The sequence below is a fragment of the Allobosea sp. P4_E12 genome (genome assembly GCF_056401655.1).
Genome location: NZ_JBFUIY010000002.1, coordinates 162,215 through 186,657 on the forward strand (window position 1 = coordinate 162,215; position 24,443 = coordinate 186,657).

20 protein-coding genes are annotated in these 24,443 nt (G+C 61.2%); 7 read left to right on the forward strand and 13 right to left on the reverse strand.

The features are described 5' to 3' along the window. Positions 1-130: 130 nt before the first annotated feature. From AC1DW9_RS02840 to AC1DW9_RS02855, 4 genes are all read right to left on the reverse strand, one after another. Positions 131-1,759, reverse strand: coding sequence for a GMC oxidoreductase (locus AC1DW9_RS02840; RefSeq protein WP_476855021.1), 1,629 nt, complete (start codon positions 1,757-1,759; stop codon positions 131-133). Further along, a complete protein-coding gene (locus AC1DW9_RS02845) occupies positions 1,746-2,024 on the reverse strand; it encodes a hypothetical protein (RefSeq protein WP_441504468.1) in 279 nt (92 codons plus the stop codon). The genes AC1DW9_RS02840 and AC1DW9_RS02845 overlap by 14 nt, the downstream gene beginning before the upstream one ends. A gap of 86 nt (positions 2,025-2,110) precedes the next feature. After that, positions 2,111-3,484, reverse strand: a complete 1,374-nt coding sequence (locus AC1DW9_RS02850; protein ID WP_476775630.1) for a sugar porter family MFS transporter — start codon at positions 3,482-3,484, stop codon at positions 2,111-2,113. Between the two features lie 34 nt (positions 3,485-3,518). Next, complete coding sequence (locus AC1DW9_RS02855) at positions 3,519-4,856, reverse strand: DegT/DnrJ/EryC1/StrS family aminotransferase (protein WP_441504466.1); 1,338 nt, start codon at positions 4,854-4,856, stop codon at positions 3,519-3,521. 193 nt (positions 4,857-5,049) lie between these two features. Between AC1DW9_RS02855 and AC1DW9_RS02860 the strand changes: the two genes are divergently transcribed. Beyond that, positions 5,050-6,351 (forward strand): sugar porter family MFS transporter, encoded by a 1,302-nt coding sequence (locus tag AC1DW9_RS02860; protein WP_476770754.1) that lies wholly within the window; start codon positions 5,050-5,052, stop codon positions 6,349-6,351. Positions 6,352-6,506: 155 nt separating this feature from the next. Here the strand turns inward: AC1DW9_RS02860 and AC1DW9_RS02865 are convergent, their stop codons facing one another. Together AC1DW9_RS02865 and AC1DW9_RS02870 are read right to left on the reverse strand one after the other, a co-directional pair. Continuing rightward, the gene (locus AC1DW9_RS02865) at positions 6,507-6,905 is read right to left on the reverse strand and encodes a universal stress protein (protein ID WP_441504464.1); all 399 of its coding nucleotides are present in this window, start codon (positions 6,903-6,905) and stop codon (positions 6,507-6,509) included. A 135-nt stretch (positions 6,906-7,040) separates the two neighbouring features. Beyond that, a complete protein-coding gene (locus AC1DW9_RS02870) occupies positions 7,041-9,827 on the reverse strand; it encodes a UPF0182 family membrane protein (RefSeq protein ID WP_441504463.1) in 2,787 nt (928 codons plus the stop codon). Positions 9,828-10,125: 298 nt separating this feature from the next. Here AC1DW9_RS02870 and AC1DW9_RS02875 point away from each other — a divergent pair, with 298 nt between their 5' ends. After that, positions 10,126-11,526, forward strand: coding sequence for an NfeD family protein (locus AC1DW9_RS02875; protein WP_476855030.1), 1,401 nt, complete (start codon positions 10,126-10,128; stop codon positions 11,524-11,526). After that, positions 11,523-12,287 (forward strand): slipin family protein, encoded by a 765-nt coding sequence (locus AC1DW9_RS02880; RefSeq protein WP_441504461.1) that lies wholly within the window; start codon positions 11,523-11,525, stop codon positions 12,285-12,287. The genes AC1DW9_RS02875 and AC1DW9_RS02880 overlap by 4 nt, the downstream gene beginning before the upstream one ends. 772 nt (positions 12,288-13,059) lie before the next feature. On the opposite strand, the gene AC1DW9_RS02885 is transcribed toward AC1DW9_RS02880, so the two are convergent. The 6 genes from AC1DW9_RS02885 to AC1DW9_RS02910 form a co-directional block, all read right to left on the reverse strand. Further along, entirely contained in the window at positions 13,060-13,872 is an 813-nt protein-coding gene (locus tag AC1DW9_RS02885) for an acid phosphatase (RefSeq protein ID WP_441504460.1), read from the reverse strand. A 112-nt stretch (positions 13,873-13,984) separates the two neighbouring features. Continuing rightward, a complete protein-coding gene (locus AC1DW9_RS02890) occupies positions 13,985-14,332 on the reverse strand; it encodes an HdeA/HdeB family chaperone (RefSeq protein WP_441504459.1) in 348 nt (115 codons plus the stop codon). A 139-nt stretch (positions 14,333-14,471) separates the two neighbouring features. Then, entirely contained in the window at positions 14,472-16,856 is a 2,385-nt protein-coding gene (locus AC1DW9_RS02895; protein WP_476775626.1) for an arylsulfatase, read from the reverse strand. Positions 16,857-17,386: 530 nt separating this feature from the next. Then, positions 17,387-17,764, reverse strand: coding sequence for a pyridoxal-phosphate dependent enzyme (locus AC1DW9_RS02900; RefSeq protein ID WP_476770725.1), 378 nt, complete (start codon positions 17,762-17,764; stop codon positions 17,387-17,389). 367 nt (positions 17,765-18,131) lie between these two features. Then, on the reverse strand, positions 18,132-19,154 hold the full coding sequence (locus tag AC1DW9_RS02905) for a helix-turn-helix domain-containing protein (RefSeq protein WP_441504457.1): 1,023 nt from the start codon (positions 19,152-19,154) through the stop codon (positions 18,132-18,134). Positions 19,155-20,287: 1,133 nt separating this feature from the next. Then, positions 20,288-21,145 carry a hypothetical protein gene (locus tag AC1DW9_RS02910; RefSeq protein WP_476775625.1) on the reverse strand — a complete coding sequence of 286 codons (858 nt, stop codon included), beginning with the start codon at positions 21,143-21,145 and terminating at the stop codon, positions 20,288-20,290. A 222-nt stretch (positions 21,146-21,367) separates the two neighbouring features. Here AC1DW9_RS02910 and AC1DW9_RS02915 point away from each other — a divergent pair, with 222 nt between their 5' ends. From AC1DW9_RS02915 to AC1DW9_RS02930, 4 genes are all read left to right on the forward strand, one after another. After that, the gene (locus AC1DW9_RS02915) at positions 21,368-21,556 is read left to right on the forward strand and encodes a hypothetical protein (protein ID WP_476775624.1); all 189 of its coding nucleotides are present in this window, start codon (positions 21,368-21,370) and stop codon (positions 21,554-21,556) included. Continuing rightward, positions 21,553-22,056, forward strand: coding sequence for a hypothetical protein (locus tag AC1DW9_RS02920; RefSeq protein WP_476775623.1), 504 nt, complete (start codon positions 21,553-21,555; stop codon positions 22,054-22,056). The genes AC1DW9_RS02915 and AC1DW9_RS02920 overlap by 4 nt, the downstream gene beginning before the upstream one ends. A 129-nt stretch (positions 22,057-22,185) precedes the next feature. Further along, positions 22,186-22,500, forward strand: coding sequence for a hypothetical protein (locus AC1DW9_RS02925; RefSeq protein ID WP_476775622.1), 315 nt, complete (start codon positions 22,186-22,188; stop codon positions 22,498-22,500). 244 nt (positions 22,501-22,744) lie between these two features. After that, on the forward strand, positions 22,745-23,221 hold the full coding sequence (locus AC1DW9_RS02930) for a hypothetical protein (protein ID WP_476775621.1): 477 nt from the start codon (positions 22,745-22,747) through the stop codon (positions 23,219-23,221). Between the two features lie 199 nt (positions 23,222-23,420). On the opposite strand, the gene AC1DW9_RS02935 is transcribed toward AC1DW9_RS02930, so the two are convergent. Next, a complete protein-coding gene (locus AC1DW9_RS02935; protein ID WP_476775620.1) occupies positions 23,421-24,158 on the reverse strand; it encodes a hypothetical protein in 738 nt (245 codons plus the stop codon). Positions 24,159-24,443 lie beyond the last annotated feature (285 nt).

Below are 24,443 nucleotides of genomic sequence, written 5' to 3' on the forward strand. Positions count from 1 at the left end.
ACATTCCGTTTGAGGCTGCGCACAAGATGAGCAGAGCGCAAGCGCATCCCTCCTACTCACCGCGCAGCCTCATTCTGATCGGAGGAGCAGCAGCTCCTGTCCCCGATTTCTCTCGCCACGACCTCGGGCGTCACGCCGTGACCTGCTGCTGCTTCGCGACCTTGACCAGATGGCCAGCCAGTCTGTCGGCCAGCGCCATGATCGTCAGCGTCAAGTGTTTGTCGGGGAGCTCAGGAATGACCCCGCCATCGCAGATATAGAGGTTGTCGATGTCATGGCTCTTCAGGTCGGCATCGACAACGCCGCGTCGCGGATCCTGCGCAATGGCCGTGGTGCCGGCATAATGGATGCCGGTGCCGCTGTTGTCGCGGCTGGCGTAGATCATCGTGGCGGAGGCCCGCCGCAGCACGCGCCTGCCCCAGACCGTCATCGCGTCCATCATCTGATGGCTCGCTGCAGGAATGGTGAAATCGACCTCGACCTGCGGGACGCCATAGGCATCGACGCTCCGGCCCGGACGCACCCGGTTTCCAGGCGTCGCCTCGCCCTGGCAGAACAGGCCCAGCGTGACGTAGCTGTGGAACATCATCCGCGCGAGCCGTTCCTTCAGGAAGGGCGGAAAGCCGCGCATCGCGGTCAGATAATGCGGCACGTCAGGCGCGCTGTGGATGGCATGGCCGATGAAGGGGAAGGGCGCGCCACTCGCAAGCTTGCCTTGCGACAGCAGGATCAGCAGATCGCCATAGCCGAGGTCGTAATCGCGGCGCTTGCCCCAGAGCTTCAGCAGGGAGGTGGAAAGCACGACCTTGGGATTGTCCTGCAGCCCTGCCCCGACGCGCCCATGCCGGTTGCCGAGGCCGGCGGGATCGGCGTCATCGGCCGAATTGAACAGGATGCGCGGCGTCTCGAGCGCTCCCGCGGCCAGCACGACGACGCCGGCACGCAGAAGCCGCCGCTCGCCGGTCGCCAGGTCGAGATACTCGACCCCATCGATCCGCCGGCTGCTGCCATCGCGGAGCAGGCGAACCACCTTTGCCTGGGTCCGCAGCTCGTAGTTCGGCAGGTCAACGATCTGCGGCAGCAGCCGCGTCGAGAATTTATAGACCGCGCCGACCGGGCAGCCCGAGGTACACATCCCCGTCGAGATGCAGGATGTCGGGGTTCCAGCCCGGGTGTTGATCGCCTTGCGGTTCGGGATGGCATGGGAATGCGCGTCGTTCAGCGACTTGACCGCGTTGACGACCAGCCGGTCGGCCGGGCGCAACGGCTTCGGTGGCAGATAGTCGCCGTCCGGCAGGTCCGGCAGGCCCTCCTTCGTGCCGCAGACGGCGATCAGGCGCTCGACGGCGCCGTAATGCGGGGCCAGATCGGCATAGGAGAACGGCCAGGATTTGAAGTCATCCGCCGAAAACCGGACGCTGACGCCGTTCCAGAGATTCTGCAGTCCGTTGACGGCGAGGACCTGGAAATGCCGGAACCCCTCCTTCGGCCGTGCCGTCGAGCCAACAGTACCATCGGCAAAGAGCGGGTGGACGAAGAGGCTGTCATGCGGATCGCTGGGCCAGGTCGTACTCGGATCGATGCCGAAATCCCTGGTCACGCCGGGCGGCAGTGTCGTCTTGAAATGATACTCCGGCAGCATTGCGCCATGCTCGAGCGAGATGGTGCGCAAGCCGGATTTGGCGAGCTTGTGGGCGAGAATGCCGCCGCCGGCCCCGGTGCCGACGACCACGACATCGCAGAATTCAGCCTCGGTCACGCAGGCCTCCCACGGGCCATTCCCCGACTGAGCGCAAGAAATCCGGCGAGGCGAAGCGGATATATTCGAGGAAGCCGAAGAGCGCGGTCCGGTCAGGACCGAGATCGGCGCGGCGCAACCGCCCTGTATGCGCGAAATCGGCGCGCTGCTCGACCGCTACGAGCGCCGCCCCGATCTGCCGGTTGGCTCGTGCAATCCGCGTGATGTCGGTCAGAAGCGGAAGCAGGACCGCGCGATACGGACTGAGCCCGATCAGTGCGGCCATCAACCGCTCCGCATCTTGGGAGGCAGCCCCTCCGGCTGCATCGACGTGCTCCTGCGGCTGTCTGTCGAGAACCGGCGGCATGAGGCTCATGCCGTCACGACCCGAACCGGGCCCGCATCAAGCGTCCGGAACGGCCGCCCCGATTCCAGATGCCGTTCGATCTCTTCGAGCGAGACACCATTGGTCTCCGGGACCAGCAGATAGGTGAAGACCAGCCCGGCCGCGCAGACCAGCGCATAGACCGCGAAAACCCCGCCAAGACCGAAGCTGCTGACGAGCATGGGGAAGGAGAACACGACCAGGAAGTTGAAGGCCCAGTTGGCGAGCGAAGCCACACTCATGCCGAGACTTCGGACCTTGAGCGGGAAGATCTCGGACATCATCACCCAGGGCAAGGGACCGATGCTGGCTGCGAAGGCCGCGACATAGAGCACGAGGCCAATCGTCGCGAGGATATCCAGCGCCTCCGCGTCGGTCGCCGCTGCGATGGCGATCATGCCGAGGCTGAGGGCCGTTCCGGCAAAGCCGATGAAAAGCAGCCGACGCCGTCCGATCCGGTCGATCAGATACATTCCGACGAAGGTCATCGCGACATTGACGATGCCGATCCCGACCGTCGCCAAGATCTGGGTCGAGGTCGAGTTGAAACCCGATTCCTTGAAGACCGTCGGCGCATAATAGATCACGGCATTGATGCCGCTGAGCTGCTGCAGGAAGAACAACCCCATGCCGACCACCAGCGCTGGGCGAACCGACGGGCTGAGCAAGTCCGCCCAGGTGCCGGGCCTCGTCCGCTGCTGCACCGCCTGCCGGATGCTCGCCAGTTCGGCATCGACCGCGGGATCCTGAGGCGCAAGGTCGCGAATCCGCGCGATCGCCAGACGCGCCTCTTCGGTGCGGCCCTTAAGGGCGAGCCAGCGCGGCGTGTCGCCCATGCGATACATGCCGATCAGCAGAGCGAGCGCCGGCAGGACCCCCATCAGGAACATCAGCCGCCAGGACTCCGCGAACGCGAAGTCGACGACATAGGCACCGAGAATGCCGAGCGTGATCGCCAGCTGATAGATCGAGACGAGCATGCCGCGCTTTTCGGCGGGCGCACTCTCGGAAATGTAGAGCGGCGCCACCATCGCTGCGATGCCGACGGCCAGCCCGAGCAGCAGACGCGACGCCGTCAGCATCCAGACCGCGCCAGCCGCGGCTGAGAACAGCGCCCCCGCAGCAAACAGCACCGCGGCGACCAGCAGCAGGGCACGACGGCCATAGGTTTCGGTGGTGCGCCCGGCCAGCAGCGCCCCGCCCAGCGCGCCGAGCGGGACGGCAGCGGTCATCAGCCCCTCGTCGAACGGGCTGATCGCGAATTCGCCGCGCAGAAGATGCAGCGCGCCGGCGATGACACCCTCGTCGAAGCCGAACAGGAATCCGGCAATGCCTGCGATGGCGGCTATGAAATAGATCATCATCTCGGCCTTGGTTGATCTGGAATGGCGCGCATCAGGGCAGCAGGCCGTTCGCCACCTTGCGGAATGCAGTGACGATGTCGCTTTCGTCGGCTTCGGTCAGCGTCGAGCCGATGGCGAGCAAGGCGCCGCGCGCATGGAAATCGTCGCATCGCGGCAACGCCCCAACGCGGTAATCATAGGCTTCGGCGAAGGCATTGGCGGGGTGTGTCCAGGGGAAGCCGTCCCGGCTGTTGGACCGACGCTGGACCAGACTTGGAATGTTGAAATACCAATGCATGCCCCATTCCTGCATGGTGATGCAGGCGAGGCTGCCGGGCGGCCCGGCGATTCCCTCGGCGCGCAGCGCATCGACGAAGCGTCGCGCCAGGTCGGCATCGGGCAGCAGCATCAGCAGGAACGGACCGGTATCTCCGGCCGGGTCCGGGATATGGCGGAAGCTGATGCCGCGCAGATCCGCAAGCTGCTGGCGAATGCGCCATTTCGAGCCCCGCATCGCGCCGGTGATGCGCGACAATTTGCGCATCTGCGCCAGCGCCATCGCGCCCGCGAGCTCCGACATGCGCGCGCCCATGCCCCAGAGCTGGCAGGCCTCGTCGGAGGCGTCGAGCCGGCCCTTCTCGTTTCGGGGATAGCCGAGGTCGTGCAGTGCCGCGATACGCCGGAACAGCGCATCATCTTCGGCGACGATCATCCCGCCATCGCCAGAGGTCATGTTCTTGTTCAGTTGGAAGCTGAAGATGCCGATATCGCCGAAGCGCCCGACCGCCAGCCCGCCGACATGCGCGCCGGCCGCCTGGGCGCAATCCTCGACCAGCCCCAGGCCATGGGCGCGACAGATCTCCGCGATCTCGGTGATGCGGCCTGGCGCTCCGCTCATATGCACGCACAGCACCGCGCGGCTCTGGGGCCCGATCTTGCGCCGGAGATCTTCGGGATCGATGCAGAAGGTCTCGTCGATATCGACCAGGCGGGGAATGGCGCCGACCCGCACCACGGCCGAGAGGCAGCTCACCCAGAGATAGCCGGGCACGAAGACCTCGTCGCCCGGGCCGACCCCAAGCGCCGACAGCGCAATCGTCAGAGCCGCCGTCCCCGACGACACCCCGAGCGCGTGGCGATGTCCGAAGGCTTCACACCATTCGCGCTCCAGGGTCTCGACCATATGCTGCGGATCGGGGCCGTAGAAGCGGAATGGGCTGCGCGCGCGCACGACGCGATCGACCAGTTCGCGCTCTTCTTCGCCGATCCAGTGGACCCCAGGCAGTTCCCAGGGCAGCGGCTCGCGCCGGACCGGAACACCACCGTCGATGGCGAGCCGATTGGCCCGCTCCTGACCAATCCGCGATCCTGTCTCGGCCAGATCGGTCATGAATATCTCCTGTAGGCAGCTCGTCGGCCTGGGGGCGGCCAGACCATCAAATCCGGGAAGATGTTGATCTCGCCAATGCACCGCTTGTAGCATGAAACAGAAGAACAAATCCGGCATTTAATTCTGGAAATAATTCGAAATGATTAGAAATATTTGGATTTACAGATTACGAGATCCAATATTATTGATCTTGATGCTCATATTCGCCAGCGGAACTGCTTTCGGCTTCGGTATAGCATCTGTCTCCGGCGTTCTGGATCTTATAAAGGCAGAGTTTGGACTTTCGGAACGGGGGGAACAGCTCGTCGTCGGGATCCTGGTACTCGGCTGCTTCGTCGGCGCCGCCATGGCCGGCCCCATCTCGGCCCGATGGGGCAGAAGACGGACGATCATGCTGGCGGCCGCGCTCGGCGGGCTCGGCTATACGCTGATCCTGGCCAGGTTCGGACTTGGCGGATTGCTGGCAGGACGCAGCCTTGCCGGGCTGTGCATCGGCCTGCTTTCAATGGTGGTACCGATGTACGCGGCCGAGACGACGCCGGCGCGCCGGCGCGGCGCGGTGGTCTCGATGTTCCAGCTCGCAATCACCCTTGGCATTCTCGGTGCCTATGGCGTCACGCTCGCCTACGCAGCACGCGTGCCCTGGCCGATCCTGCTCGGCGCCGGCATCCTCCCCATTGGCCTTTGCCTGCTGGCAATCCTGCTGCTGCCCGAAAGCCCGCGCTGGCTGGCGGCGCGGGGTGACCACGCAGCGGTTCTGAAGGCGGCGCAAACGCTCGGCCTCGCCGATGAATGGCGGGAGGCCCGGCCCGTCCTCTCCCATGCCGGCGCCAGCCGCGGCGCTCTGCTCCGGCGCGGCAGCACTGTAGCTGTGCTTCTGCTGTGCAGCGCCCTCTTCGTGCTGCAGAACCTGAGCGGCATCGACGGCATCCTCTACTACGCCCCCCGCATCTTCCAGGAGCTCGGCTTCTCCGCCGGAACCGCCGCACTGGCCGCTACCTTCGGCCTAGGCCTTGTCAATGTCCTCGCCACGATCGCGGCCATCGCCATGGTTGATCGCCTGGGCCGCAGGCCGCTGCTGATCTTCGGCTCGGGAGCGATGGCGATCGGGCTCGCCGCGGTCATCGTCGCCTCCCAGCTCGGCTGGCCCTGGGTCGGCCTGGCGGGCCTCGCAGTCTTCATCGCGGCCTTCGCGCTGAGTCTCGGCCCGCTGCCCTATGTGCTGATGTCGGAGCTTTTTCCGACCGCGATCCGCGAATCCGGCATCGCCATGGCCTCGGCGACGAGCTGGCTCTTCAACGCCTTGATCGCCTTCACCTTCCTGTCGCTTGTGGCAGCGATCGGCCTCTCCGGCGCGATCGCGCTGTTCCTCGTGGTCTGCCTGCTCTCGCTCAGTTTCTGCCTGGCCTTCACCCCGGAGACGCGCGGTATCCGGCTCGAAGAGATCGAGGCGGCCGTGCTGGCTGGACGCCCCTTGCGGCGTATCGGCGGCTGAGGACGCGGCGAACCGATCCGGCACGCCCTGACGCATCGATAAGTCGGGGCGCGATGACGGTGCTCGCCAAGACAAGCGGTTGAGAGGAGACCCGACGCGGCTCCTGGCCGTCTCACCGATTTTCTGGTCGCGGCTCTCGGCGGCGATCCGAGCGCTCAGCGATAAACAAGAACGGGAATCTTGGAATGAGTCAGAACCTTTACGGTCTCGCTGCCGAGCACAATCGCAGCGATGCCGCGGCGGCCGTGCGATGCCATGGCGATCAGGTCACAGCCTCGCGCAACAGCGGTGTCGATAATGGCTTGATAGGGGTGCTCGTTCTCGACCTGAATGGCGTCGCAACGTATGTCCGCGGCCGCAGCCTTCTCTTGGGCGGCGGTGAGATACTGCCTCGCTCGCGCTTCGGTGAGCTCTTGGTAGTCCTCCAGCGTCGCGACCGCCCTGCCGGGTTCAGAGGCGAAGATGTGAAAGGGCTCCGTTACAGCGAGCAATGTCAGTCGGGCCCTGACGGACTTGGCAAGCTGCGTGGCCTGCTCGACGGCTGCGGCGGACAAGGGTGAACCGTCAGTCGGAACCAGAATGTGTTGATACATGGCGTCCTCCCCGCAGCAGCCAGGTGCGCGACCTCCGCGTTCGCAATGTCCAATGCTCCGGGCCGAAGGCCACGCAAAAACAGCGAATTCGAAGCATTAGTGGCCGGTGGAATCCCGGTTCATTTCCTCCAAAATCCCGCGCATTGCATCGAACTGGGTACCGAAACCTTTCCAATCTCCGGACTTCAGTCGCTCCATTGCTTGATTGTAGCGATCAAGCGCCTCCCGTGCTTGACTTGGCGCTGGCCTTGTCCCGGGCATCCCCTCTGTCGCGCGTGAAGCTGCCGGCGCAGCACCGGGCTCTATGAATAGCGCCGACAAGGCCTCGGCGAGTGTTTCCTTCATCACCACGTGTTCACCGTAGGCTGCGATCACACGTTTCAGCTCCGGCAGATGTCCGTGCTCCGCTCGCAAATAGAGTGGCGATACATAAAGGATCGAGTTCTCGATCGGGATTACGAGCAAGTTCGCACCGCGGATCACCCGCGAACCCATCTGGTTCCACAACGTGATTTGTTGGGAGATCTCGGTACTCTGATTGATCCGCGCTTCGATCTGGAACGGCCCGTAGACAAGCTTCTCCTTGGGAAATTCGTAAACGATCAGCTTGCCATAGCCCGGACCATCGCAGCGCGCGGCGAGCCACGCGATCATGTTGTCGCGGCGGCTGGGCACCATCGGGAGCATGAGGAAAAACTCAGCATGCGATTCTCCGGGCAGCCTCATGATGATGTAATAGGGCGTCATCATCGCGGTGCCGCCGCCCCCCGGTTGCAGGGGGAATTGCCAAAGATCTTCGCGGTTATAGAAAACGTCGGCCGCCTCCATGTGGTAGGTTTGATAGAGCCGCGCCTGAACCAGGAACAGGTCCTCCGGATAGCGAATATGCTTCTGCAGGTCTGAAGGCATGGCCGCGAACGGCTTGAACAGGCCCGGAAAGATGCGCTGGTAGGTCGCGGCAATCGGATCACCGGGATCCATCAGGTAGAAATCGACGGCCCCGCTGTAAGCATCGACGACAGCCTTCACCGAATTTCGAATGTAGTTGAGATCGCCATCTTGCGCAGGCTGCGCATAGGGGAAATAGGAGCTCGTCGTATAGGCATCCTGCATCCAGAGCATCCGCCCATTGCTGATGACCAGATAGGGATCATGATCGAGCCGGAGAAACGGAGCGATCGTTCGCACCCGTTCCTGGATGTTGCGGCGGATCATGATCCGGCTATCGGCAGTGATATAGCTTGAGAGGAGCAGGTTCGGGTCGTTGAAGTAATAGGCGAACAGCATTCTGCTCGCCATCACTCCGATCGGAACGCCACCTGTGCCGTCATAGGCCGCATAGACATTGTCTTTGCCCTTCGGATAATCGAACTCCGGTGTGCTTCCCTTGACAATGACGTAGCTGTCGCTCTCTTCGCCGTAGTAGATGCGCGGCTCAAGGATTTTGGGACCTCCGTCTGCGACGGGTGGGATATCCCGCAAATAGAGGACGGGTAGTCCTTCGGTACTCTTTCGGGTGACCGGGCTCATCACCGCGCCATTGCCGTGAGTAAACAGCACGTGGCGGTTGACCCATGTCTGGGCATTCGGCGGCAGCAACGAGGGCCGTAGTTCGCGAGCCGAAAGCATCACGCTTTGGTAGGAACCATCGAGCCAGTAGCGATCAACGTCAGGATCATGGAATTTGTAGTAGGTGCGAATCTCCTGCAGCTGCGCGTAAGTATCCGACAAGGGCAGTTGGTCCCACAGCCTGATATTTTCGATTGTCGCCTTGTTGGCCGCTAGCGTGTCGAGAGATAGCTTCTGTTCCGCGGCAAACGGCTTGGCTTCGATCTGATCGAGATTATAGGCCTGCCGGGTGAAAGCGATGTTGCGTTCGATATACGGCTTCTCCAGCTGCAACTCGCTTGGTCTGACGAAGAACTGCCGGAACAGCGCGGGGGCTGCGCCGGACAGCACGACTGAGCCGATGGCAACGAGCATGAACGCTGCGGCAGGAAGCCAGTAGGTACGCATCCAGATGTTTACCCACGCGGCGAACGCCGCGATGATCGAAAACCCGATCAATAGCCACAGGCCCGGTAGCCCCACATGGACATCGGTGTAACTGGCACCGACGACCACACCGTTATCGCCATAGAGCAGCAGATAGCGGTCGAGACCATAGGACCAAGCCTTCACCGCGAAGAGAAGACCGAGCACTGCCGAGCCGTGAGCGATCACTGTCTGCGATATTGATCGCCGCGGCACGTCGTATTCGATCTCGCCATGCACCCAGTAGATCGTTCCGGCGAAGAGCGCGCTCAAAACAAGCGTGAGCAACATCCAGTTCTTGAGGAGGAAATAGGCAGGCAATGAGAAGAGATAGAAGCCGATGTCCTTGTTGTAGAGCGGGTCGTCTGCGCCATATGGCACCTGATAGAGAAACCGCAGGAAGATGCCCCAATTGCCGGCTTCCGCCGCGGCGACGAGCAGCGCGAGCAAACCAGCACCGCCTGCAACAACCCAGGGCCAGGGCAATCGATCGCGCGCGAGCGCGAGCAGATCGGGCAACAGCACGGTGCCCGGGGGTTGCCACGTGAGGCCGGCGACAGCCTGTATCGGCGGCCGCCGGGCAAAACGCACGGCCAGCCATCCGTTGAGCCAAAGAACGACGGCAGTCGCCGTCCAGACAGCAAAGAAGACGACAGCTTCAGCTTCGATTGTTGTCCAAAAGACCTGCAGATAACCGATCGAGGAAAACCACAGCCAATCGACCAGCCAGTCACTCGCGAGCCCGAGCAGGACAAGGCAAAGCCCGACGACGACGGCCGCAATGACGAGCCTGACCACGGCGTTCTGCCGTGGCGCCTTCCGTCCGGGTCCGGCGATCCCGATCGTCATGGTCCAATTATAGCGGAAATGAGGGACGCCTGCCGCTTCCTTCGTGATCAGGATCGCGCGTCAAGGCGACGCGACGCCGATGCTCAAAACTCTATCGCCGGGACCGTGGAACGAGTGAAGCTGTTTCGAACTCTTGGGGGCAGACCGGATCAGCCGATCGCGTCCTCGCGACGCCGCCTGTCATCTCCAGCGGCTCTCGCATCCGCTATCGGCCGGCGAACTGCGGATTGGCAATCGCGATCATATTGAGGTCGTCGGGGATATCCCCCATATCGCCGTGATTGAGGGAGTCCTTGCTGTGCAGACGGTACAGGCGACCCTTGTCGCGGCAATTGCAGCCGCCGCATTGGCGTTCTCTCCCCTTTCCGCCGCGACGGGGGAGAACAGCAGAGCTGCATTGATCATTTCCGTCGACGGCGCGATCGGACCGGCGACGGCCGGTTACGTGAAAGACGCTCTGGCCAAGGCAAACGAACGACGCGCCGAAGTTGTCATTCTGCGTCTGAATACACCGGGCGGCCTCGCGACCAGCATGCGCGAGATCGTCGCAGACGTGCTGGCCTCATCCATTCCTGTCGTCGGTTACGTCTCTCCTTCCGGCGCCCACGCGGCCAGCGCAGGCACCTATATCCTCTATGCGACGCACATCGCAGCAATGGCGCCGGGCACCAATCTCGGCGCGGCGACGCCGGTACAGATCGGCGGTCCGGTACCCGGTCTGCCGAGCAAATCCACCGACAAGGACGGCAAGGACAAGAAAGATAGCGCCCAGCAAACAGAGCCGACGGATGCGATGACGGCGAAGATGACGAACGATGCCGTCGCCTCAATCCGCAGCCTGGCCGAGTTGCGCGGACGCAACGCCGATTGGGCCGAGAAAGCTGTCCGCGAGGCAGCCAGCCTTTCCGCCAGCGCTGCGTTGCAGGCGAATGTCATCGATCTCATCGCGCGCAACCCGACTGAGCTGCTCAAGCAAATCGATGGTCGCGTCGTGGAAATTGCGGGTGGCGAAACCCGGAATCTGGCGACGAAGGATGCAACGATCGGGGCGCTCGATCCCGGATGGATCTCGCAATTTCTGTCGGTCATCACCGACCCCAACGTCGCCTTCATTCTTCTGCTGGTCGGCGTCTACGGTCTGATTTTCGAATTCGCGTCTCCCGGCGCCATCGCGCCCGGGGTGGTCGGCACGATTTGTCTGCTGCTGGGTCTCTATGCCCTCAACATGCTGCCGATCAACTATGCCGGCCTCGCGCTGATGCTGCTGGGGATCGCACTCTTCACGATCGAGGCCTTCACTCCGACTGCGATCGTCGGCATCGGTGGGATCATCGCTTTCGTGCTCGGAGCGATGATGCTCTTCAAAGTCGAAGCACCGGGATATCGCTTGTCATGGTGGGTCATTGGCATCGCGGCGGCGATGTTCATTGGCCTGATTGTCGTCATATTCAGTTCGCTCAGGCGAGCCCGCAAAGGTCCTGCACGTGTCGGTGCACAAGCCATGCGCGGCCTGTCCGCCGAGGTCCTCGACTGGGCTGACAGAGAAGGCCACGTCTTCACACAGGGTGAGCGCTGGCAAGCACGCAGCGCGGAAGCCTTCAGACCAGGAGAGATGGTCGAGGTGGCTAGCATCATGGATCTGACGCTGATGGTGCGTCGGCGGCCGGGACTGACCGCCGGCGAAGGAGGTGCGCGGTGATGCTCGATTGTTTGATCTATGCACTGCTCGCGATCGCCGTGATCGTATTCTTCTCTTCGGCCATTCGCATCCTGCGGGAATACGAGCGCGGTATCATCTTCACGCTCGGACGCTTCTCCGGCGTGAAAGGCCCGGGCCTCATCATTCTGATTCCGTTCGTCCAGCAGATGGTGAAAGTCGATCTCAGGGTGATGGTTCAGGACGTGCCGCCACAGGACGTGATTTCCCGCGATAACGTCTCCGTCAAGGTAAACGCCGTTCTATACTTCCGCATCATCGATCCCGAGCGCGCAATCATCAAAGTCGGAAATTTTATGATAGCGACCAGCCAGCTGGCACAGACCACACTGCGCTCGGTGCTTGGAAAACATGAACTGGACGAGATGCTCGCGGAGCGGGACAGACTCAACGCCGACATCCAGGAGATTCTCGATCAGCAAACCGACGCCTGGGGCATCAAGGTCACCAACATTGAGATCAAGGATATCGATCTCAATGAAAACATGGTGCGCGCCATCGCCAAGCAGGCCGAGGCGGAACGACTTCGGCGCGCGAAGGTGATCAACGCGCTGGGCGAGCAGCAAGCCGCCGAGAAGCTGGTCGAGGCAGGTCGGATACTTGCCCAGGAACCGCAGGCGATGCAGTTACGCTATTTCGCGGCGCTTCACGACATCGCGGGAGAGCGATCCTCGACCGTGGTCTTTCCTGTACCAATGGATCTGCTCGACCATCTGAAGCCGCAGCGGAGCGGAACAACGTGACCTTGGTCATCGCGTTGGAGAATGGCGCGCCAATCCAGGTGGTTTCTCAATGGCAAGGACATCGCCAACCGCAGCGTAGACTTTGTCGAGGGCTGCCGTCTGGACGAACCGCTGCAGCATCGTGATGTGCGGGCGGTGCGTTGCATCCAATGCGTAGCCCTTTGGGAAAACCTCGCGTAGGCGGGCATTGGCAGCCTACGCGTGTTTGACCATTGTTGCGTCCGGTTCCAGCGCGATGCCGATGGCCGTGACGGGATTTTCCTGCGCCGCCCCTGGGCCGGCCGGCAATCCTAAGCCTGTTACTAACGGGCCATGAAGTTCAGATATTTATGCATTTTACTTCTTCCGCTTCAGACCGATGTGCTCGAGCGCGGCACGACCTAACGGATCACAATCGGCCGTCGATCAATGACGACGGGGCGCGGGCGAACGATCGTGCGAGGAGCGACCACAACGGGCGGGGGAGCAACGACGACCGGGCGAGGAGCGACAACCACGGGGCGCGGCGCAACGACGACGCCCCCCCCAGCCCGAACGCAGCCGCCGAGCGGCCCGCGATAGAAGCCGACAGCGCATCCGCCCGCGACCTTTGTGACGCCGTATGCCTTCGCTTGCGAGAGAGCGGATGACATCGGCATCGCCTGCGCCCCCAACGATGTCAGGACGAGGAAAGTAACGCTGATGGAGGTCAGGACAATTTTTGCGAGCATTTGATTCGGTTCCAATCTATTTCGAAATATGGCCGCGCAGCATCGAGCCGGTGCTTGGGGTCTTATTGCGCAGAGAACGCTGCGGCTTCCGCATCGCAGCCGCTAGCGGGCTTATTGGCTTGACGCATCTTTAAAACCTCTTCGCGCGCAGCCTTCATGTCGGCCACAAACGAGCCATCAGCGTGCAGTCGGGCGAAGGTCGCTGCGGCCATGGTCCGGCCCGCCTCAATATCGCTTTGCCAATGCGCGTTGCAGATGACCCGGCTCCGTCCAAATGCCAGGCCACGGGCCAGGAGTTCGTTCGAACGTTCCGGATTGATTTCCGCCAATGCAAGTGCCCAACCCCACCCGACTGCCGAATGGCCTGACGGATAGGATCCATCGGTCCGCAGAACACTTTCGTCGGCAGGCGTGCACGTGGTTTCGGAATGGGCCACGAAAGGACGAGTGCGGTGAAATTTGTTCTTCATGCCGTAGGTGGAGAGCCCCACATCCAGGAACATCCTCCGCATCAACGTATAGAGTTGGGGCGTGTTTTCCGCGTTGATCGAAAACCCCATGGCGCAAGAAAAATTCTTGGCCGGCTGCGGAAAGTTCAGATCGGCATCACGTTTGGCCAGGTCCCAACGCGCCGTCCCTCGCAAGGGAACCGTTGCCCGCCTGGCGTCCTCATCCCGCGCAAGCGAGGCTGATCCTTCGGCCGGCGGCGGCGGAAGCAGCTTCAGGCTGTCGGGCAAATCGTTTGTCTTCAAATAGGCGGGCAGGAGATCCAGGTGAAGATCGGGTGCCTGCAAGGAAGGGACATCCGGTGTTGTCTGTGCCAGAGCCGCGCCCGCAGCCAAAAGTGCCAGGCACGACGCCGCAGCAAAACGCATCATCCTATTCATTCGAAATTCCGTGAAAGAGACCAATTTTGATGCGCGACCGCTCGCGCGGCTGTTCACGAAGACGGTCCCTGCCCGGGCCGGCCAGGTAGGGACCGCCACGTCATTGGGCGCGGCGCGCTTTTTCAGCCTTCAAAAGTACATCGATGGCATTGATGATCGTCGATCCTTGGTTCGCCTTGCAATAGACGATCAGCTCATGGATCCCTTCTTTGACCCTGGGCAAATTGACGGACGATTTCTTTCCGAGGCCGTTATACCAGCCGCTGTACCAGACCCCGAGAAAGTTCGCATCTTCCTGGAACGTCCCGGCGAGTTGCCCGCAGGTCAGTTTCTGGACATTGACGTACCCATTCTTGTCGGCATAGGCGCTCAATTCCGTCTGGGCCTGGGCCGGGACCAGCGCCGCCGAAAGCGTAACGGCAAGAACAAAGGCGAGTGGTTTCATCATCGAATTTCCCGTTCGTGAGTCAGCAGCGGCTTCGGCCAGAATGTGCCTCCGCCCGGCTCTGAAGAGTGGAGTTTCCGCGTCATCGAAATTTGACGGGAGGCGGCGAAAATCGTGCTCGCCGCCTCCGGCTGGTCGGCGCTCAGTCGAGATAGTCGACCTTCAGATGCCGGATCTTGCCGTTGAAGGCGAAGGGCTTGCGGTCGAAATACGCGAGCGAGACGGGGGAATAGCTGTCCCGGCCGACGTCGAAGGCGTCATTGGCCGTGAAGGTCAACGCTGCCGAGCGTGGAACACGCCCCTTGCTGACCTCCTTGCCGTCCACCCGGATGATGATGTCGAGAGGCGCGGGGCGGACGCCGCTGGCCTTGCGTGTTTCGACTTCGATCTTGACCTTTCCGGTCGGGAGCGGGGCGGACGTTTCCAGCTGCGTCCGCTCGATCTCGAACAGATTGTACTCGTAGTTGAGCTTCCCGTTCTCGACCCACAGGGCGACACCACCCGAGATGGCGCCGAGCGCGTAGAGCACGCCCTTCGAGTCGGGCTGCAGATCCGCATCGATGGTGACGAGGTTGCCGCGTGATCCGAGCCGCGGCGCCGTGAACTCGGGAACGCCGACGACCTCCTGCGTGTAGTTGAAGGTCTTGGCGGGATTGGACGGTGCGTCTTCCGGGTGGAAGATCGCCGACCATAGCCCGCCGCCGACCGGATCGACCTTGTTGTCTTTCGCGCTTACCTCGAAAGCCTTTTTCAGCTCCTCGAGCTTGCCGGGATTGGCGGCGGCGACGTCCTTCGCCTGCGAGAAATCCTTCTTGAGATCGTAGAGCTCCCAGACATCGTCCTTCGGCGACCATGTCATGATCGAAGGATCGACGCCTGTCTGCCAGGGCACTCTGGGTCCGAAGGCCGAAGCGATCCATCCGTCCTTGTAGTAGGAGCGGCTGCCCATGACCTCGAAATACTGCTCCTTCTTGCGGTCCGGCGCCGTCGGGGACGCGAAGGAATAGGTCATGCTGGTGCCGTCGAGCTGGTCCTGGCTGATGCCGTCGACGAGCTTCGGCGGCGTGATCTGCAGGATGTCGTAGATCGTCGGCACGATATCGTTGACGTGATGGAACTGCGGACGCGGCGCCTTGTCCGCCTTGATCCGGCTCGGCCAGGACACCGCGAGCGGCGTGCGCGTTCCGCCAAAATGTGCGGCGATCAGCTTTGTCGACCGGTGCGGCGTGGAGCCGGCCCAGGCCCAGCCGGCATGGTACATGTTGTCGACCTTGGGCGACCCGAGCACATCCAGGCCGCCGAGCTCGTTCATGGTGCGGATATGGTCCTTGATCTCGGAAGGAATGCCATTCTGCGCCAGGAGTTCGCTGATCGTGCCGTTCTGGCCTTCCGCACTAGAACCGTTGTCGCCCCAGATGTAGAAGACCAGCGTGTTGTCGCGGATGCCGAGCTCGTCCAGGGCATCGATCAACCGGCCAGCCTGTGCATCGGCGTGTTCGGTGTATCCGGCGAACACCTCCATCAGCCGACGCTGGAATGGCTTTTCGTCCTCGGGAATATCGGCCCATGCGGCAAGGGTCTTCGGCCGCGGCGTCAGCTCGGTGTCTTTCGGGATCCAGCCGAGTTCTTTCTGGCGGGCGAAGACGCGCTCGCGCATGACGTCCCAGCCTTCGTCGAACTTGCCCTTATATTTGTCCGCCCATTCCTTGAAGATGTGATGCGGACCGTGGGAGGCGCCGGGGGCCCAATACATGAAGAACGGTCGATCCGGCGTCAGCGCGTGGACCTGCTTCATCCATGAGACAGCCTTATCGGTCATGTCTTCGGTGAAGTGATATTCCTTCTTCCCTTCGGATGGAACCACCCGGACCGTGTTTTCGACGACCGCAGGCTCCCATTGCGAGGATTCTCCGGCAAGGAACCCGTAGAAGTAGTCGAAGCCGATCCCCTGCCCCGCCGGCCAGTTCGTATAGGGGCCGACGGCCGTGGTCTCGTTGGCGGGCGTATTGTGCCATTTTCCGAAGGCACTCGTCGCGTAGCCATAATAGCCAAGGACCTTCGCTGCGGTCGCAGATGTGCGCGGGATCCGGCCTGAATAGCCATCCCAGTCATTCGCCAGTTCGGCGATCTGGCCGTAGCCGACGCGATGGTGGTTGCGCCCGGTCAGCAGCGCCGCTCGGGTGGGTGAGCACATCGCGGCATTGTGGAAGCGGTTATAGGTGATCCCGTCTCCGGAAACCCGGCTCAACGTGCGTGTATCGATCACGCCGCCGAAGGTGCTCGGAAGCGCCGGGCCGACGTCGTCGAGCATGATCACGACGATGTTCGGCGCATTGGCAGGGAGATGCGACTTCACCGGTAGGGGGCTGTAGGTCGACTCCGCGATCGTCGGTCCGGCTTTGCTCCCGGAGGGCGTTGGCGGAAACGGCAGCGTGTCCTGGGCTGCCACGGGCGATCCCAACATCAGGAGCGTCGTGCTTACGCCCAACCAGCGCGCTCTGAATTGGTGACTAAGAGGCCGTTTCATTCAATTCTCCGTTCCGAACGACACATCTGAACCCGACATGGCTTGTCGACATATCGATCGCCTCGGCAGCGCAATCTGGCATCGCGCTTGCCCGCGTCGCGTTCACTGCATTCACCTCCGCTTTCGCGGCCTTGCGATCGGCGAGGAAGGCCGGATCGGTCTGCGATCAGCAGGCGAATTCCGTTGCGAGCATTTCGGGCATGGGCAGCCTGCCCGTCTTGCCATTTCGCGCCAGTCGCAACCGGCAATGGTCCGTCATCGCCGATCACGAATCCCCTCGGGATTCGGCCTTGCAAAAAGCAACGATTCGGTGATCGCCGGCGCTTGTTCCGTGGGAAACGGCTCCAAGATCGCTGGAAACGAACTCAGCGCTGAATCAAGTCGGAGCGACCGTCATGCCTCGGAAATCATGCTGATGAATTGCTCCTTATCCAAATTCCGACCACTGACGACTGCAATTGAAGTGCGGCCTTGCAGCAGAATTGGTTCGGCAAGCAAGGCAGCTACCGATAGCGCTCCGCCGGGCTCAGTCACCAAGCCGAACTCCGCATACAATGCGGATACTGCGGCGCGGGCGTGATTGTCTGCGACACGGCCACTTTGGTTCCCGATCGCATATGAATGTCGAAGGGCAACGCGCCTGTCATAGGGGCAAGCAGAGCATCGCATATCGATGTCGCGTGGCTCTCTATGGCCACCCGACGTCCAGCAGAAAGGCTTCGCGCGAGGTCGTCAAAGCCGAATGGTTCGACCGCAAGCATGGTGGAACCGCTACCAGCGATCGCGAGCGCACAGCCCGCCGATAGGCCTCCGCCCGATGCGGTAGCGATAAACAAGTCGGGAACCGCGCCGAGAACAGATGCCTGCTCCATCGCTTCTGTTGCAACGGTCGCGGCTCCAGCGATGATTCACCGCCTGGGGTCCCTTCGGACTCGGCGCAGGCGGAACAAGCAAGACCGCCGCGGCAAGTCATCTGGAGAACGTAATTGGCCTGGCCAAGTCTGTAATGGCCGTGCACCGCGCCGAACGCCAGCGCGACCTGGAGCCCATCAAGGAAGTCGATCCCCTCGACATGCCGCCGCTGCGCTTCGGCTCTGGGACTTGGACCGCTGCGTCGCGCTCCTACGCCGTCATTCTATCGACGATCGGGCCGGCACGCACCTGCGCTGAATTCGCGCGCCGCGATCCGCTGGAAGGAATCGGCTTCGCGTGGCAGCGATCCGATGCGCTTTCCGCCCCAGCCGGCGATCGGTGGTTCGGGGATGCAGAGGACGGTCACGCCATTTTTTCCAGAATGTCGCGAAGACCGTTTATTCTCTGCCTTGGCAAACCCTGCGGGTTAGGACTGCTCATTGAATGCATAAATTGGGTGGCTCGAACCTCTGACGGGCTCATCCCGAACTCCTTTTTGAACGCTCGAGTGAAACCTGAGGGGTCTGCAAACCCCATTTCCTCGCCAATAGCTGCGATCGGGCGGAGATTGGTGCCCCTTGATAGCTCGGAATAACATTTCTTGAGACGCCGCCGCTGGATATAGTTCTTTACCCCGCCTTCGGCTTCCAACAGGCGATAAAGCTGAGAACGCGACATACCTGCTTCTCGGCACAGGAAGTCAGGACCAAAAGCGAGCCTATGTAGATTTTGATCGATTATTTTTCGAACGCCATCCTTACGCACAACTGCGATCGGGGTGGCCGCCTGGGCAGCACTGTCTTTTGACGGAGCAATACAGGCAAGCACCATCCCCCGGACTGCGGATTGTAGAGCCGGCGCATTCGCTCCGGAACAAGCCGGTGCATTCCTCGCCAACAACACCAGGAAGTCCCCTAGTAGTTGGCCCATCGCTCCTGGAATCGCTCTTCCATCCATCCCGTCCAGGACGGCCGCGAGCTCCGGAAAGCTATCTCGTGGGAGATAAAGCTGAACCCGCTCATCATCGTCTCTGGCGCTCGTGAGCGTCCGCCCCAGCGAGGAAACGTAAGGTACTCCGGCAGGAACATCGATAGCACGATGACCGCCCACCTCTCCCGCTGTTCGCTTTCTGCCGACCGCGATGTTCCAATGGTCGATCGGATTTTGGCGAATAAGGCCGGCGCTTCTAATGGCTTGCAACCTGGGAGCTTGAACCCGGCTTAAGCCAAACCCGCCGAAGTTCCAGGTTTCACAGGTAGCCACAAATCCTGCTTCGGGCTCGTCAATGACCGCATTGAAAACAGTTCCGAACCATCCGCGCCAAGCGTCGAACTGCTTATTCGGAGAAAGTTCTTCCGTAGAGAATGATGCATGGACAACATTCATCCAATTTCCGTCCATCATTAACAAATTATTCTAGGAAATAACTATCAGACCTTCCTGTACCCTTACGTTAATAACGCCAGTAAAGCAACGCTCTGATCGAATTTATAGGATACTAACGCCTTGGGATAGAAGAGATTTTCAGCAGACAGCTCTCCGAGGAAGGATGCCGAATTGCGCACCACCGTAAAGTGAGTTCCCGGTCACCCGCAAACGCGACCGCGTGATCGTCGAGCGCGGCGGGTGGAAGATGATCGTCCGTGACAACGGCAGCAAGATCACCAGCGATGCCAAACGATGCTGATCGTCACGCTGCATCAGGCTTCACGCGCACGCGCCGCGCTACGAATCTTACTTGGGAACGATCCAGAAACGAGATCCGTTGCGGCTGCGTAGTTCAGCGAAGATGATCTCACCACTGTCCAGGCGCGCAATGTCGACGTCACAGATGGGTACAGCGCTCAGCGTTCTTAGTCCACGAATGTCCGGTGAAAACCCACAGTCGCACCCCACGGATTGCGCAAGGCCATCTCCGCACGGCTGGCAGAAAGCCGGGCCACTGCCCACGAACTCATGTCCATTACGGGGCATCGGACGCTTGAGGAGGCGGAGCGATACACCCGCGAAGCACGCAAGCCGCAGATGGCGGATTCAGCGATGAAGAAGCTTCTGGCTGACTCGACAATCGTCCCACCGAGACCGGAAGTGGGACAAATGAAGGAAATAAGCCCTATAAAACAGGCTCATTTGGCCGCAATGGCGCTCCCTAGGGGAAGGGGCGTTTCGCCACGAAACTACCGAAAAATACGGCCTTCTGAGCAGGTGGTCACGGTACGATGTATGACACTTTGTATGCCAATCCGTCACGCGGTTTTTTTGCAAGACCGAACCTCAAAGCGCTCGAAATGGGGCGACCTTTCGGAAAAGCCTGCATCTGTAGAGATGCAAACGCTGCATCTGTGGAGATGCAAAGCTTGCATCTGTAGCGACGCCCCCAAGTCCTAAAGAACCAAGACCTAAAGAACCAAGTCATACCGGCCGGCTGACGCCGACCGGGCTGCCGTTCTGGTGAAAAGTTGGATATCCGGAGCCCAACCGATTTCCATCGCGGCTACCAAAGACCGACCCAGCCGGGATCAAAAATCCGCCTCCTGAAAAAATCCGATCCGGTTCGGCCGAAAATCTGAACTACGCTCCGGCGGATTTGGCTGAGTTGCGGACCCCCTGCGTACTGGCGGCCTCGATCCGTCGCCTTGGTCGTTAGAGATGGCCGCCGCAGTTTGAGCGGCCTGCCTAGTCGCCTGATCTTTGTCAGAAAGCTCATCAAACAGACGAGCGCACTTCTCCCCCAAGACCTTCTGGAAGGAAATCCATTCCCATCCGGTCAACTCGTCGCCTGCATTTGCTCCAACGTACTTAGAACGCGCGGCCTTCAAAAAAGTGTCCAGCATCTGCCAAGTATCGAATGGAGCGTAGATATGCGAATTCCCGTAAAGATGGTGACGGTCGCTCTCGAAACGAAAATGCCCTACCTTAACAACTAGATTTCTTATGGTCTTATCTAAATTCCTACGACCATTTACGTTCACAGGCTGCAATATAGGGAGATCATTTTTCCCATATTGTAGGCTTCCATTCTCGTTCCGAATTCCATCGATGAAATGTCGTTCAGGAATTTTCTCAAACAACTTACCAAATTTGAGCGTACGCGCGTGAATCGCGATCCAGACCTTGAACTCATATTTCGTCAGACAATCCACAGCATCCGGAATTTTTGCGTACCAAAGATCGGAGACCGCCAAAAAGCCAACCTTGCACGCTTCCGCCAACCTGAAATGGTCACCGATGAATTTGTCCATCTGCGGGAACTCTGTGCCGCTGCGCGGACATAGAGAGTTCAAGAACTCGACATCCGGGCGAGTAATCCATGCCGCCCTGCGGCTGGGTTCCGCCGGCGCGGATGCCGCGCTTGCTCCCTGATATACCCGGTCCATAGCAAAGCCTCCGCCACATCGCCGCTCGTGTTATCAGAACACTTAACAAAAGCAACGTGAAGCCAAATCGATCTAGCGTCGTAGCTGACAAAGAGAAGTGTATGAGCTTAAATCTGTAGATGCGGTAGATTTAATTTTTGAAACCGGGTGCAAAATATTTCCCAAAGCGAGAGATTGACTTATATAAAATCCGTGTTCTTCTCATACATAAGGAGAGCAATCATGGACAAGGCGCACATTTCGTTCCGCATACCGGAGACTGATCTCCAAGCCGTCGATAGGATCGTGTTCCAGAGGCGCATCAGCAAGGCGCCCGGTCGGTCCGCAACGCGCGCCGCCGTCATCATCGATCTCATCAAACACGGCTTGGCGAAGAGCGCCGCTACCGAACAGAAAGAACCGAACCAGTGATCCCGTATGGCGATATCCGGAAGAGCGCCCCGGCCTCCGACACCCCGCACGACCGCGCCTCGCGCCGCCGCGCCGCTGCCACCATCGACCTGTTCGGAGGGCCAGCGTCCACGCATGGCCAGGGGCTTGATTTCAACACCAAGGCAGCTCCGGCCGCCCCGTCGTCCGGAATGGGCGTCAGCTTCGCCGATGCTTATGCGCCGTCGTGGAAGGCCGAGACGGCCCAGCGGGACGAGCGCGCCGCTCGCCTCGACAAGCTCCCGCTGGCTGTGCAGCGCCTAGCGACGGAACAGGGTGTGACGTGCCTCCCGACGATGGAGGCCGTCGCGATCATCTCCCGTGCCTGCAAGACGATGGGCGGGCAGGCGCAGTGCTTTTCCAGAGACATCGGCCGCGCCATCGGCGTTTCGACGCAGCGGGCCGACGAAATCCTCCGCGAGGCCGTCCAGCGCGGCTTCATCGAGCCCCGCGCCAACAGTTACTGGCGCTGCAAGCTCTGACCAGATCGGCGGGGTATCCCCCTCTGCTGCCCCGCCGCTAGCCCGGCCTGACGGTCCGGGCACCCCTAGGGGGCCGAGTTGCTTCACGGGCTCGGCCCTCGTTCTTTCTTGCCGATAGGAGCCTCTGCCATGGCTATCTGTGACCCTGACCCCGAAGCCCGCACGAAGATCATCCGCGCCGCCCTCGTCCCCATCGCCGACAAGCTGCGCCAAGCCGGCGCCTCCGTCGCATTCATGGAACATCCCGGCCCCATCACGCACAGCGTCACCATGACGGTCACCACGCGAGGCCGGTTCTACAAGGCTGTCACGGCCGAGCTGGAACAGCTCGCAGCGCGCAACGGCGGCAAGGTCTACAGCGCAGACCCGGCCGACATTCTCGATGATGACGGGGAATGCCTCGCGATCCTCTCGCACACCATCGTCCGGCGCCGCGCTGCCTGATCCCATGTGTATCGTGTGCAGGTCGCCGCAACGGCTCGCCGTGGAAGCCTACCTACGGGCCGGAACCAAGTCCCTCCGCGCCATAGAGGCCGACTTCCCGGCTCTCAATAGGAACTCCCTGAGCCGGCACCATCGCATGCACATGACGGGCGCACCGGCCGGGACACCTTTTGCAAGGGGTTGCAACGGGGAGGACCAAGCTGCGCCCCAGAGCACCACTACCGTCCGCCGCCGCACGCGCCCCGTGACAGATGAAGAGGGACGTCTTCGCGCTGTCACGCTCATGCGGGCTCGCGGCTGCACTCATGCCGAGATTGCCCGCGCCCTCGGGGGCATCCATCCAAGTACCGTTCGAGAAGTCATCAGCCGCGCCAATCGCAACGCACTGGAGCAGGTTCGATCCGACACGGTGGAAGAGCTGGTCGCGCAGCATCGGGCCGAACGTCATGCCCGCGTGCAAGAGCTGACGGCGATCATCGAGGACGCCAAACAGCGGAACGATGTCAGCACTCGCCTGTCCGCACTCCGCGAGCTGCGCCATGAGGCCAAGGAAGATCGCGAATGGATGGAGAGGCTGGGCGCCTTCGATCACTACCGTCTCCACACTGCCGACCATCGGGATAAGATGCCCGGCCAGGAAGGCCTAGACGTGATGCATGAGGCGTTCCGCGAGATAGCGGACGCCATCGGCTCGCTCGATAATGATAGTAGAACGCACTGAGCGGCGACCCGGCTCCCGGCCTGCTAGTGTTCCGCCTCTTGCTGCCGGCTCAGCCGCAACGTTGCATGACGCGCTCTCGCCACGTGCAGTGACAGTGCCAACTGATGACGCCCAAGGCCGTATTTGACACCGGCGCTAAACACGAATTTTCGCTCCAGGAGAGCAAACCTTGATGAGCGCGAACTCAATCGCATTTAGACTACCATCGGGGCTCGGGTTCGTAGGCTAGCTTCACAAGCGCCTTGCTGGCATCGCCTCGTGACCCATAAGTGCCAATGCGGGCGCCCGCGTCTTCAACCGCTTGGATGCGGAAGAGATCCCAACGTTTGTCCTTGGTCGGCGATAGCCGATAGGCGCGGCCATTCTTGCGCATGAACAAGTCCTTCGAGGCGCCAAGAGCCGTCCACTTGCAGTCGGCTCCAGCAAGAAAGCGTTGCTCTAGCGCCTCCCGTTCCTCTTTCCGTCGTTGACGCCAGGTTGCCTCGAAATCGAGACGAAGCCGCTCAGTCTCGGCCTCAATAAACTCCTGCAATGCTCCGATGATCGCGGGCAGTTCCGTGCCATCAGCTAACTCACGAGCATACAGGGCGAGACATCCCTCCCGAAGCGCTTCGTCCGGATAAGAATTGTACCGCTCCTCGTGGATCGCCCTTAGCCGCTGAGCGACGTCCGTCGAAGTGAGCTTCGGTCCGGGCAGGCCGTTGAGAAAGCCGCGAAGGTCCTCCAATGGCAACCAGCACAACGCCGCGCCCCTCAGTACCTCCTCTCGTTGCCCTTCCCATTTGCGCCAGACAGATGGCTCGCGGTCGACTGCCTGAACGATCTGCTCCGCGAGACGGTCGACTGAGTTCGGATCGCGGAGATGACGAAGTGAAGGGCTGCGAACGTAATCGAAAATGAGCCTTCGCACGGCTTGGGAGCGTTCGGGACCAAACATGCGGCGGACCTCCTGAGACGTTGGCCGATCTCCCTCAGGCATTCAGCTAGGTACTGGTCCTTCACACCTCAATCGTGTTTGACCCCCGTTTCAAAGTTCCAGGCCCCGATCATTCTGGCTCGACGAGATCCGGCTCCGCCGGCCTGACTGATAAAGGCCCTGGACATGACCGTTGATCCGCAGCGCGGCTCGTTTCCATTCTCTGAATACCGATTGACTGCGGATTACCGAGACTGTTACGTTTGTAACAACGAACGTTGTTACAAACGTAACCCGGCGCGGAAC

Excerpts from the sequence above, each read along its gene's own strand:
- AC1DW9_RS02870 (WP_441504463.1), bottom strand. The coding sequence starts at position 9,827 with ATGACGATCGGGATCGCCGGACCCGGACGGAAGGCGCCACGGCAGAAC.
- AC1DW9_RS02925 (WP_476775622.1), top strand. The coding sequence starts at position 22,186 with ATGGCTATCTGTGACCCTGACCCCGAAGCCCGCACGAAGATCATCCGC.
- AC1DW9_RS02885 (WP_441504460.1), bottom strand. The coding sequence starts at position 13,872 with ATGCGTTTTGCTGCGGCGTCGTGCCTGGCACTTTTGGCTGCGGGCGCG.
- AC1DW9_RS02860 (WP_476770754.1), top strand. The coding sequence starts at position 5,050 with ATGCTCATATTCGCCAGCGGAACTGCTTTCGGCTTCGGTATAGCATCT.
- AC1DW9_RS02850 (WP_476775630.1), bottom strand. The coding sequence starts at position 3,484 with ATGATCTATTTCATAGCCGCCATCGCAGGCATTGCCGGATTCCTGTTC.
- AC1DW9_RS02890 (WP_441504459.1), bottom strand. The coding sequence starts at position 14,332 with ATGATGAAACCACTCGCCTTTGTTCTTGCCGTTACGCTTTCGGCGGCG.
- AC1DW9_RS02905 (WP_441504457.1), bottom strand. The coding sequence starts at position 19,154 with ATGAATGTTGTCCATGCATCATTCTCTACGGAAGAACTTTCTCCGAAT.
- AC1DW9_RS02910 (WP_476775625.1), bottom strand. The coding sequence starts at position 21,145 with ATGGACCGGGTATATCAGGGAGCAAGCGCGGCATCCGCGCCGGCGGAA.
- AC1DW9_RS02845 (WP_441504468.1), bottom strand. The coding sequence starts at position 2,024 with ATGGCCGCACTGATCGGGCTCAGTCCGTATCGCGCGGTCCTGCTTCCG.
- AC1DW9_RS02915 (WP_476775624.1), top strand. The coding sequence starts at position 21,368 with ATGGACAAGGCGCACATTTCGTTCCGCATACCGGAGACTGATCTCCAA.
- AC1DW9_RS02895 (WP_476775626.1), bottom strand. The coding sequence starts at position 16,856 with ATGAAACGGCCTCTTAGTCACCAATTCAGAGCGCGCTGGTTGGGCGTA.
- AC1DW9_RS02935 (WP_476775620.1), bottom strand. The coding sequence starts at position 24,158 with ATGTTTGGTCCCGAACGCTCCCAAGCCGTGCGAAGGCTCATTTTCGAT.
- AC1DW9_RS02855 (WP_441504466.1), bottom strand. The coding sequence starts at position 4,856 with ATGACCGATCTGGCCGAGACAGGATCGCGGATTGGTCAGGAGCGGGCC.